This is a genomic window from Bradyrhizobium sp., from assembly GCF_017881085.1.
In the GTDB taxonomy this organism is placed as follows: Bacteria; Pseudomonadota; Alphaproteobacteria; order Rhizobiales; family Xanthobacteraceae; genus Bradyrhizobium.
In genome coordinates this window covers 1-11,395 of record NZ_JADGRI010000169.1, presented here as the reverse complement: position 1 = coordinate 11,395, position 11,395 = coordinate 1, and the positions used below count along the sequence as shown (strand labels likewise).

Genomic DNA, 11,395 nt, shown 5'->3' with positions numbered 1-11,395 from the left:
GTTTTCGAACGCGCAACAGCGCAAGGCCCGCCTGCATCTGTGGGTGCCGCCGACGCCCGGCGACCCCGGCGTGCCCATCGGCGCCGCGTGGCTGTTCGCGCATCTCGCGGGCAGCCCGCGCGGCGCGCCGATGACGCATGCCTTCTATTGCGGCCTGCCGCCGACGCAAAAGGACATCGCAAGCGCGCTTGCAGCCGGCGACATCGCCTCTAGGCAGATCGGAGACGTCTCGACCCCCGAAGGCCGCAACGTCATTGCCGACTTGATGGCGTTCATGGTCGCGCACAACGGCGTTATCGCGCTCTATCAGGGCGCGGCCGAAACCGGCCCGCGCGCGCTCGGCCATCGCTCGATCCTCGCCAACCCCTGCGACGCCAAGGCGCGCGAACTTCTCAACGAGCGGGTCAAATACCGCGAAGCGATCCGGCCCCTGGCGCCGATGGCGACGCTCGAGGCGGCGCGAGAATACTTTGAGCTCCTCGAAGGCGCCTCCGACGCCGGCTACAACGCCTACAGTTACATGGTGCTGACCGCACAATCGAAACCGCACGCGCGCGAGAAAATTCCGGCGGTGATCCATGCCGACGGGACCGGACGAATCCAGATCGTGCGGGCGGACGACGATCCCCTCACCTACGCCTATCTGAAGGCGCTGGGCCGCCGCATCGGTGTCGAGATATCCGTCAACACCTCCTTCAACGTCGCAGGCCCAATCGCACAGACGCCTCGCCAGGCCATCGATACGCTGCGCCGTTCCAAGGGGCTCGACGTTGTGCTGCTGGTGGCCGATGACGGCACGGTCACCGCGGCCTGGCACGGAGGCGAACGCGACACCGGCCGGTTTACCGGCTGGCTCGCGGAATGGGAAACGCGCCCGGAGCGAGCGATGGGCCAGCGGTAAGGTTGATAGGTTAGCTTAATCAGCGACTTCGGTTGCACCGTGACCGCGGCGCGCTATCGTCCATGCACCGGATATTTTCATCATTCAAGCCGGTATTGGCAAAGTCGGCGGCCGGTTACAATTTGCCGAACACCTCGTTAGATCGTGAACGCCCGATGCATGCCGAAAGCCAGGAACGGTTTCGATTATTGAGCCTCAGCCCGAAGCCCGCCTGGAGCGAGGTCTGGCACCTCTGGAAGATTATCATTCCGCGGCGATCCATCACCGGACGATTGCTGACCGGCCAGGTTTGGCGGCGTTATGACGGCCGGCGATGGATCTACAAGAAATTTACTGAATACACCGATTGATATCGGAGTTTGCGAAGTCCGCCCGAGGGATTATTGAACCACGGCCGGGCGGCGAACGAGATTGAAGACGCTGCCGTCGATCACGAGCAGCGCGCTGCCGATCACGAGGGCGCCGACGATCTCACGCCCGGAAATGCTCTCGCCCAGCACGAGATAGCCCAGCAGGATGGCCGTCACCGGGATCAGCAGCGTCACAAGCATGACGTTGGTCGAGCCCGAACGTCTCAGGATCTGGAAAAATACGATGTAGGCGAGCGCCGTCGACAATCCCGCCAGCCCGGCCATCGCCAGCCAGGTGGTCGCGCCCGGCATCGGCAGTTGCCACGGCCGATCGACCATGGCGGCGACGATCGCCATCATCAGGCTCGAGGCCAGCAGTTGGACGGCAATTATTGGAGATCGAACTAACGCCTAACCGGAAGCGGTGCCCGTCGCTACCCGATTTCCGCCGGCCTATTTCGCGCGCGATATGATCTCGATCATTTTTGCTTCGTCGTCGTCAGGGGCATAGGCTTTCGCACGTGCATAGGCCTCGACCGCCGCGCGTGCCATCAGGGGCGCGCCGGACAACAGGCTTTCGGCCAGCGCCACCGCGTAGGCGGCATCCTTGTGGCGCAGCGCCGCCGTGAAGGTCGCGCCGGTGAAATTCCGCTCCGCCATCCGCTTGGAATGACGGATCACCTGCGGACTGGCGGCGACGCCGGACGCGACCGCCTCCAGCACCAGTTTCATGTCGAGGCCGGCCTGCTCGGCGATCGCGAGGCCCTCGGCGATGCCGGCGATCTGGATCGCGCCCATCAGATTGTTGATGAGCTTGTAGACGGTGCCGCTGCCGACCGCGCCGAAGTGCCGGATCGTGTTGGAGAGCGGTGCGAGAAAGGGCCGCGCGCGTTCGAGGTCCGCGGTGTCGGCGCCGACCAGCAGGGTGAGTTTTCCGCTCGCGGCGGCATCGGGCAGGCCCGTGACCGGACAATCGATATAGAGCAGGCCCCGGCTGCGAAGCTCGCGGGCAAGATAAAGCGCGTGCTGATAGGATACGGTGGAACACTCGATCGCGATGCTTCCGGCCTTCATCGTCGCCGCTGCGCCGTCCTTGGTGAGCCACACCGCGCGCGAGGCCTCGTCGTCGGCGACCATGGTCACGACGGCATCTGCGTCGATGGCGGCATCCTCCGGCGAAGTCGCCCATCGCGCGCCGCGCGCAATCAGATCCTCCGCCTTGGCCTTGCTGCGATTCCATACCGCGACGGCAAAGCCGGCGTCGAGATAGCGGCCGGCCATGCCATGGCCCATCCGCCCAAGCCCAATGAAAGCGACTCTTGCCATGGGCTAATCCACGTCTTCGACCGCGCCCGGCGAGGTGCCGAACGCGCGCTGCGCCAGGGTCGCGGCCATGAATTCGTCGAGGTCGCCGTCGAGCACGCCCGAGGTGTCCGAGGTCTGCACACCGGTGCGCAGGTCCTTCACCATCTGATAGGGCTGCAGCACGTAAGAGCGAATCTGGTGGCCCCAGCCGATCTCGGTCTTGGCGGCTTGGTCAGCGGCGGCCTGCGCCTCGCGCTTTTTCAGTTCGATCTCGTAGAGCCGCGCGCGCAACATGTCCCAGGCCTGCGCCTTGTTCTTGTGCTGCGAACGCCCGGCCTGGCAGACCACGGCAACCCCGGTCGGTATGTGCGTCAGCCTGACCGCGGATTCGGTCTTGTTCACGTGCTGGCCGCCGGCGCCGCCCGAGCGCATGGTGTCGGTGCGCACGTCACTTTCCTTGATGTCGATCTTGATGCTGTCGTCGACCACCGGAAACACGGCGACGCTGGAGAACGAGGTGTGCCGGCGCGCGTTCGAATCGTACGGCGATATCCGCACCAGCCGGTGCACGCCGCCCTCGGTCTTCAGCCAGCCATAGGCGTTGTGACCCGAGATCTGGATGGTGGCGGACTTGATGCCGGCCTCTTCGCCTTGCGTCTCTTCCAGATATTCGACCTTGAAGCCGTGCTTTTCGGCCCAGCGCGTATACATGCGCAGCAGCATCTCGGCCCAGTCCTGGCTTTCGGTGCCGCCGGCGCCGGCGTGAACCTCGAGATAGGAATCGAAGCGATCGGCTTCGCCCGAAAGCAACGCTTCAAGCTCGCGGCGGGCGACTTCCTTCTTCAGATTTTTCAGCGCAGTCTCGGCTTCAGCAACGACGCCGGTATCGTTCTCGGCTTCGCCGAGTTCGATCATGCCGACATTGTCCTCGAGCTCGCGCTCGACTTTGCCGATGCCATTGAGCGCATCCTCCAGTGAGGTTCGCTCCTGCATCAGCCTCTGCGCCTTCTGGGGATCGTTCCAGAGATCGGGGGCTTCGGCGAGCTTGTTCAGTTCGGCCAGACGTGCCGTGGATTGTTCGACGTCAAAGATGCCTCCTCAGCAGCCCGACTGACTGCTTGATCTCTTCGACTAGGCGTTCGACTTCGGCGCGCATGGGTGCTCTGATCTGCGGCCGCTGGGGCCGCCATTTGCTGGTGATGGGGATGTAGCGGCGGACGCCGCAAAGCGCAATCGCTTCGCGCGTTTTCCTGGCGCGAACCGGCCTACCCCTTCACTAATAGAGCCCGCCGGTCCCCGGACGGAACAGGCTCCGATCCCCGTCGATAGGCTGCGCGTTACGGCCGTCGGCATCATCGGCGACGCCCATGACAGCATAGTTGTCCGGCGGACCGGTACCCGGCTTGAAGGCTTCGAGAATGGTCTTGCCACCGTCTCCCTGGCCGGCCCGCATGCCGGTCTTGGAATCGACGCGGATCAGCTTGATACCGGCCGGCACCTTGAACGGCGTGGCCGGCTTGTCGGCGAGCGCAAGCTTCATGAAATCCCTCGCGATCGGCGCAGCCGTGTGGCCTGCTTGCGCGCTTCGGCCGAGACTGCGGGGCTTGTCGTAGCCGAGATAGAGACCGACCACGAGATCCGGCGAAAAGCCGACGAACCAGAGATCCTTTGCCTCGTTGCTGGTGCCGGTCTTGCCGGCGATCGGCTTGCCCACGTCGCGCATCACCGTCGCCGTGCCGCCCTGGACCACGCCCTCCATCATCGAGGTGATCTGGTAGGCCGTCATCACATCCAGCACCTGCTCGCGGCGATCGACGAGCTGCGGTTCGCCCTGATTCTTCCATCCGCCGGGCGCGTCGCAGCCGCGGCATTCGCGCGCATCGTGCTTGAAGATGGTGTGGCCGTAGCGGTCCTGGATGCGATCGATCAGCGTTGCCTTCACCCGCCGTCCACCATTGGCGAACATCGAATAGGCCGTGACCATCCGCATCACGGTAGTTTCGCCGGCGCCGAGCGCGTAGGACAGATAGTTCGGCAATTCATCATAGACGCCGAAGCGCTTGGCATATTCGCCGATCAGGGGCATGCCGATGTCCTGCGCCAGCCGCACCGTCACGGTGTTAAGCGACAGCCGCAGCGCGTTCCGCAGCGTTGTCGGTCCCTGATAACGGCCGACCGAAAAGTTTTCCGGGCGCCAAACGCCTCCGCCCTGCCCCTGGTCGATCTCGATCGGAGCGTCAGCCTCCATGGCCGACGGCGTATAGCCGTTGTCGAGCGCCGACGAATAGACGATCGGCTTTATTGTCGAGCCTGGCTGCCGATAGGCCTGTGTCGCGCGATTGAACTGACTCTGATCGAACGAGAATCCCCCGACCATCGCCAGCACGCGGCCAGTCCATGGATCCATCGCCACCATCGCGCCGGAAATCTCCGGCAATTGCCGCAGCCGATACTGGCCCTCGACCGGATTGCCATCTTTGCCGATCAACGGGTCGGCGTAGATGACATCGCCCGGTGAAAGCACTTGTGAAACCGTGGTGGGCGCCTTGCCTCGGGGCGCGCCGGACACGGCCTTCGTCGCCCACCTCACGCCATCCAGCGTGATGATGCCGGTTTGCCGGTCTCTCGCAACGGCGCCGCCCAGTTCGCGCCCCGGCTGGAAACCGATCCGCGCCGACTGGTCGCTGGTGTCCAGCACCACGGCCATCCGCCACGGCGCGATGTCCGACAGCGCTTTGACGTCGGCGAGTCTCACGCCCCAATCGCCTGATATATCTAGCTTGCTCTGCGCGCCCCGCCAGCCCTGCGCCTCGTCGAAATTGACAAGGCCCGCGGCCATGGTCTTGCGCGCCATCACCTGCAGCTTCGGATCGAGCGTCGTTCGTACCGACAGACCGCCTTCGTAGAGTTTCTTCTCGCCGTAGCGCTCGAAGATGTCGCGACGGACTTCCTCGGCAAAATACTCGCCGGCGAAGATGTGCGCGGCATTGTTCCGGTTGGTGACCACAAGCGGATCCTTGCGGGCAATTTCGGCTTCGCCCGATTTGATCCAGCCGTTCTCCAGAAGGCGGTCGATCACGTAATTGCGGCGCTCGACCGCGCGGTCATGATTGCGCACCGGATGCAGCGCGCCGGGCGCCTTCGGCATCGCCGCCAGATAGGCAGCTTCCGCGACCGTGAGCTCGTTCACCGATTTGTCGAAATACACCAGCGACGCCGCGGCGACACCGTAGGCGCCGAGACCGAGATAGATTTCGTTGAGATACAGTTCGAGAATCTTGTCCTTCGAATAGGCGCGCTCGATCCGCATCGCCAGCAAGGCTTCCTTGATCTTGCGGGTGAACGACACCTCATTGGTGAGGAGGAAGTTCTTCGCCACCTGTTGGGTGATGGTCGAGGCGCCCTGCGGCCGGCGGTTGGACCCAAAGTTCTGGGCATAGAGAAGTGCTGCGCGAGCCATGCCGGTATAGTCGATGCCGCCGTGCTCGTAGAAATTCTTGTCCTCGGCAGCCAGGAACGCATTGATGACCAGCTTCGGAACCGCCTGGATCGGCAGATAGAGCCGGCGTTCCTTGGCATATTCCCCGAGCAGCGCGCCGTCCGCCGCATGGACACGCGTCATGACCGGCGGTTCATAGTTTTGAAGCTGCGAATAGTCCGGCAAGTCCTTCGAGTAATGCCAGATCAGCCCCGCCGCGGCGGCGACGCCCACCAGGAACACCACGGTTCCGGCAGCAAACAGGAACCCCACGAACCGCACCAGCAGACGCATTCTCGACTATCCGTTCAGCCCGTGCGCCGTGACGACCGGCAGGTTCTTCGAGCGCAATCCCCGGAAGCCGGACCGGGCAGTTCAGGGGCTGCGCATCATGGATGATCCCGGGGATTTTGGTCGAATCCGTGGAGCCCCCGGGGCCGTTTTTATAGGGCAACCGCTGTGGCCGAACTAGGGCTTCCGGCGCTCCCTTTTCGGTGGTTCGCTGATGCCCCGCTCTAGTAGAGCCCGCCGGTGCCGGGGCGGAACAGGCTACGATCCGCATCGGGGGAAGGCTGCAGCGACCGGCCGTCGGCGTCGGCGACGCCGATGACCGAGTAATTATCCGGCGGCGCGGTACCCGGCTTGAAGGCCTCCAGGATGGTTCTGCCGGTGTCGCCTGGGCCGGCGCGCATGCCGGTCTTGGAATCGACGCGGATCAGCTTGATGCCGGCCGGCACCTTGAACGGAATTGCCGGCTTGTCGGCGAGCGCGAGCTTCAGGAAGTCGCGCGCGATCGGCGCGGCCAGATGGCCGCCGGTCGCGCCCCTGCCGAGGTTACGCGGCTTGTCGTAGCCCATATAGATGCCGACCACGATATCGGGCGAGAAGCCGACGAACCAGGCGTCCTTCTCGTCGTTGGTGGTGCCGGTCTTGCCGGCGATCGGCTTGCCGACTTCCTTCACGGCCGTCGCAGTGCCGGCCTGCACCACGCCTTCCATCATCGAGGTGATCTGGTAGGCGGTCATCGGATCGAGCACCTGCTCGCGGCGGTCGACGAGCTGCGGCTCGGGCTGGTTCTTCCAGCCGCTGGGGGCGTCGCAGCCGCGGCATTCGCGCTGGTCATGCTTGAAGATGGTGTGGCCGTAACGGTCCTGGATGCGATCGATCAGGGTGGCCTTTACGCGCCGGCCGCCATTGGCGAACATCGAATAGGCCGTGACCATCCGCATCACAGTGGTTTCGCCGGCGCCGAGCGCGTAGGACAGATAATTCGGCAATTCATCGTAGACGCCGAACCGCTTGGCATACTCACCGATCAGGGGCATGCCGATGTCCTGCGCCAGCCGCACCGTCACGGTATTGAGCGACAGCCGCAACGCGTTGCGCAGCGTCGTCGGACCCTGGTACTTGCCGGCCGAGTAGTTCTCCGGACGCCAGACGCCCGCGCCCTGCCCCTGATCGATTTCGATCGGCGCGTCGACCACCACCGTCGACGGCGTATAACCGTTGTCGAGCGCCGACGAATACACGATCGGTTTGAACGAGGAACCCGGCTGCCGGTAAGCTTGCGTCGCGCGATTGAACTGACTCTGGTCGAACGAGAATCCGCCGACCATCGCCAGCACGCGGCCGGTCCAGGGATCCATCACCACCATCGCGCCGGAAACTTCCGGCAACTGACGCAGCCGGTATTGGCCCTCGACAGGATTGCCATCCTTGCCGATCAGCGTATCGGCATAGATCACGTCGCCCGGTGAAAGCACCTGCGATACCGCGCTCGGCGTCTTGCCGCGCGCCGGTCCCGACGCGGCCTTGGCCCATCTGACACCATCGAGCGTGATGATGCCGGTTTGCCGGTCCTTGTTGATGGCGCCGCCCAGTTCGCGCCCCGGCTGGAAACCGATCCGCGCCGACTGGTCGCTGGTGTCCAGCACCACGGCAAGCCGCCACGGCGAGATGTCCGACAGCGATTTGATATCGGCAAGCTTTACGCCCCAGTCGCCTGTTATATCGAGCTTGCTGATGGCGCCCCGCCAGCCCTGCTGTTCGTCATAGTTGACGAGGCCGGCGGCCATGGTCTTGCGCGCCTCCATCTGGATCTTCGGATCGAGCGTGGTGCGTACCGACAGGCCACCTTCATAAAGCTTCTTCTCACCGTAGCGCTCGAAGATGTCGCGACGGACTTCCTCGGCGAAATATTCGCCGGCGAAAATATGCGCGCCATTGGCGCGGTTGGTCACGATCAGCGGATCCTTGCGGGCCTTGTCGGCATCGGCCTGCTTGATCCAGCCGTTCTCGAGAAGGCGATCGACCACATAATTGCGGCGCTCGATCGCGCGGTCGTGGTTGCGCACCGGATGCAGCGCCGCCGGCGCCTTCGGCAACGCGGCCAGGTAGGAGGCCTCTGCGACCGTGAGTTCGTTCACCGATTTATCGAAATAGACCAGCGACGCGGCGGCGATACCGTAAGCGCCGAGGCCGAGATAGATTTCGTTGAGATAGAGTTCGAGTATCTTGTCTTTGGAATACGTACGTTCGATCCGCATCGCCAGCAGGGCTTCCTTGATCTTGCGGGTGAACGACACCTCGTTGGTCAGAAGAAAGTTCTTCGCAACCTGCTGGGTGATGGTGGAGGCGCCCTGCGGGCGGCGGTTGGAACCGTAATTCTGCGCATACAGCAGGGCGGCACGCGCCATGCCCGAGTAGTCGATGCCGCCATGCTCGTAGAAATTCTTGTCCTCGGCGGCAAGGAACGCGTTGATGACCAGTTTCGGAACTGCCTGGATCGGCAGATATAGCCGACGTTCCTTGGAATATTCGCCGAGCAGCGAGCCGTCCGCCGCATGGACGCGCGTCATCACGGGCGGTTCATAATCCTGAAGCTGCGAATAGTCCGGCAAATCCCTGGAGAAATGCCAGATCAGCCCGGCGGCGGCGGCCACGCCCACCAGGAACACGACGGTTCCCGCAGCGAACAGGAACCCCAAGAACCGCACCAGCAAGCGCATTATCGACGATCCGTTTCAGCCCGTGCGCCGTGACGACCGGCACCCATTCAGCGTGCCCCTGCCGCGGAACAATCCACCGCTCCGCCGGGAGGCACGCAATATCTCGTCCAGGAGCAATTTCTGATCGATTCCCGGGATATCTCGGCAGTTTTTTATAGGGCCGCCGCTGTGGCCAAACTAGGGCTTCCGCTACGGCCAAAATGTCCTTTTCAGCAAGTCCCTTCTCAGTTCGTTGCCCCTGCCCTCGCCACGCGTTTGGCCAGGAAGACGTCGACCGCTTGCGCCATCGATGCGACGGTGCGGGAACGCCAGCTATCCGATACCAGATGTTCGAGATCGCCCTTGTTCGAGACATAGCCGAGTTCGACCAGCACCGAGGGAACGTCGGGCGCCTTCAACACCCTGAAACCGGCCGATTTCAGGGGATGCTTGTACATCCGCACCGTATTCTTCATCTCGCCCATCAACAGACGAGCGAACCGGTTTGAAAACGTGCGGGTTTCGCGCCGCGCGAGGTCGATCAGAATGTCGGCGACCTCGGTCGGCTCTTCGGTCAGATTGACCCCGCCGATGGCGTCGGCCCGGTTTTCCGCCTCGGCCAGCCGTTCGGCTTCGGCGTCGGAGGCCTTGTCGGACAGCGTGTAGATGGTTGCGCCCTGGGCATCGCCCTCGCCGCGCGGCAAGGCGTCGGCATGGATCGAAACAAACAGCGACGCCGATTGAGCGCGCGCGATTTTGACGCGGTCGTCGAGCGGTATGAAGGTATCGTCGGTGCGTGTCATGACGACCCGGTACTTGCCGCTCTTTTCGATGCGATCGCGCAACGCCAGCGCAAATCCGAGCACGAGGTTCTTCTCGCTTTCGCCGGAACTCTGCGTGCCGTTGTCGACACCGCCGTGGCCTGCGTCGATCACGATCACCGGCCGGGAATCCGGAAACGCGGGCTTGGGCGGAGCCGCCGATTCAGCAGGCACTGCGACCGAAGCGACGGCGTCGGCGATGGCGGGCTTGAGCTGGGGCCGCGCCTCCGGCGCGAGCGACTGAACGAAGGTGGTGCGATCGGCTTCTTCGAACTCGAGCACCAGCCGCGGCGGCTGGCCGTTGGCCGCCTCCAAGACGTAAGACTTTGCGATCTTCGCCGGGCCAGTCAGATCGAACACGATCCGAGAACCGCCGGGCATGACCAGGCCATAGCGGAAGGCCTTGACCAGTCCGCGGCCGGCGGTGCCGGCCCCGGCCGGCAGGCGAAAGCTGACCTCGGGAATATCCACGATCACCCGATACGGATCGGCCAATGTGAAGGCATGAAACTGAATGGTCCTGTCGAGGTCGAGAACGAAACGGGTCTGTCCGGCGTCGCCCGCCAGCCGGGCATCCGAGGCGACCGGAAAATTCGACGTCACGACAGGATTCGGCGATGCCCCTTCGGCGGCGATCATCGAACCGTCGGAACACAGCAATGCTGCGGCGCACACAAGCGCGCACCTCAGCAAAACAATATGATTTGCGCGGCTCGCCAACGAATCCGTTCCTCCGAGCAGCCTCTTACCGCAATAGAACTACAGGGTTAACCGAAGCTTACTGCAGTTTTACCGAATAAGGCAGACTGTTGCCGGCCAGCGACGCCTCGAGAGGCTTCCCTTGCACGAGGGGACCAATCCACGTATGTATGGGGGGCTGACGGCTAAAACTCCCGGTTGTGTCGCGTTCAGCCTCCCGGTGCAGCGCCGGAACTCTCGAACTCTTGAGAGATCCAGCGTCTTTCCGATCCCTCCGCAGCCAGCGCAGCGCGCGGCTGACAAGGAGGGCGGTTTCGAGCCCGAGCGGCGTCCGGTCCCAGGTTACCAGCTTGTTCCAGGGACGGCTTCAGGCACGACAGAACCGACTATCCGGCCTGCAACGGCCCGATATGCGAATAGCCGGCGAGCGCTTTGGCGCCGCGCCGGGCTTTCAGCGACAGAATAAGGCGGCGCTTTGCCGCCCACGTTTTTAGACGGGCCGACGCTTGATGCGCCAGACTGTATTGCCGACCAAGGTCCACGGAACAACCGCGCCGATGCGGGGCGAAAGCTCCGCGCGTCGTTTTGCTCCGCAAGGATCCCGTTCGGACGGGCGCCCCGGGTTGCGTTTTGGCCTTCCCCTCACCCCCGAATCAGGTGGACCGTCGCGTCACCCGGCGGCGCGATACGCGCTTACCGTGATACGCGCCCGCCGCCGTCATGAGCTCCAAAATGCCCAACAAAATGTTGATCGATGCTACCCACCCGGAAGAGACCCGGGTCGTCGTGGTCCGCGGCAATCGCGTCGAAGAATTTGATTTCGAGACCGCCCAGCGCAAGCAACTGCGCGGCAA

At 63.7% G+C, this 11,395-nt stretch carries 7 protein-coding genes and 1 pseudogene; 2 read left to right on the top strand and 6 right to left on the bottom strand.

The features are described 5' to 3' along the window. The coding region (locus QZ213_RS16675) for a carbamoyltransferase C-terminal domain-containing protein (protein WP_291687191.1) at positions 1-901 on the top strand (901 nt) is incomplete at its 5' end. Positions 902-933: 32 nt separating this feature from the next. Further along, on the top strand, positions 934-1,251 hold the full coding sequence (locus tag QZ213_RS16670; protein WP_291687190.1) for a hypothetical protein: 318 nt from the start codon (positions 934-936) through the stop codon (positions 1,249-1,251). Between the two features lie 30 nt (positions 1,252-1,281). On the opposite strand, the pseudogene QZ213_RS16665 reads toward QZ213_RS16670, so the two are convergent. The 6 genes and pseudogenes from QZ213_RS16665 to QZ213_RS16640 form a co-directional block, all read right to left on the bottom strand. Next, positions 1,282-1,632, bottom strand: a pseudogene (locus QZ213_RS16665) (DMT family transporter); the annotation flags it as partial. A gap of 72 nt (positions 1,633-1,704) precedes the next feature. Next, a complete protein-coding gene (locus tag QZ213_RS16660; protein ID WP_291687189.1) occupies positions 1,705-2,577 on the bottom strand; it encodes an NAD(P)-dependent oxidoreductase in 873 nt (290 codons plus the stop codon). Between the two features lie 3 nt (positions 2,578-2,580). Continuing rightward, positions 2,581-3,712, bottom strand: a protein-coding gene (gene prfB / locus QZ213_RS16655; RefSeq protein ID WP_291687188.1) for a peptide chain release factor 2 whose coding sequence is annotated in 2 segments (ribosomal slippage) — positions 2,581-3,642 and positions 3,644-3,712 — 1,131 coding nt in all. Because the reading frame shifts where the segments join, the coding sequence is not laid out codon by codon here. A 120-nt stretch (positions 3,713-3,832) separates the two neighbouring features. After that, complete coding sequence (locus tag QZ213_RS16650) at positions 3,833-6,328, bottom strand: penicillin-binding protein 1A (RefSeq protein ID WP_291687187.1); 2,496 nt, start codon at positions 6,326-6,328, stop codon at positions 3,833-3,835. Between the two features lie 221 nt (positions 6,329-6,549). Then, the gene (locus tag QZ213_RS16645; RefSeq protein WP_291687186.1) at positions 6,550-9,042 is read right to left on the bottom strand and encodes a penicillin-binding protein 1A; all 2,493 of its coding nucleotides are present in this window, start codon (positions 9,040-9,042) and stop codon (positions 6,550-6,552) included. Between the two features lie 224 nt (positions 9,043-9,266). Further along, a complete protein-coding gene (locus QZ213_RS16640) occupies positions 9,267-10,562 on the bottom strand; it encodes an N-acetylmuramoyl-L-alanine amidase (RefSeq protein ID WP_291687185.1) in 1,296 nt (431 codons plus the stop codon). Positions 10,563-11,395: the final 833 nt, after the last annotated feature.

Coding starts and splice junctions, on each gene's coding strand:
- QZ213_RS16645 (WP_291687186.1), bottom strand. CDS start 9,042: ATGCGCTTGCTGGTGCGGTTCTTGGGGTTCCTGTTCGCTGCGGGAACC.
- QZ213_RS16660 (WP_291687189.1), bottom strand. CDS start 2,577: ATGGCAAGAGTCGCTTTCATTGGGCTTGGGCGGATGGGCCATGGCATG.
- QZ213_RS16650 (WP_291687187.1), bottom strand. CDS start 6,328: ATGCGTCTGCTGGTGCGGTTCGTGGGGTTCCTGTTTGCTGCCGGAACC.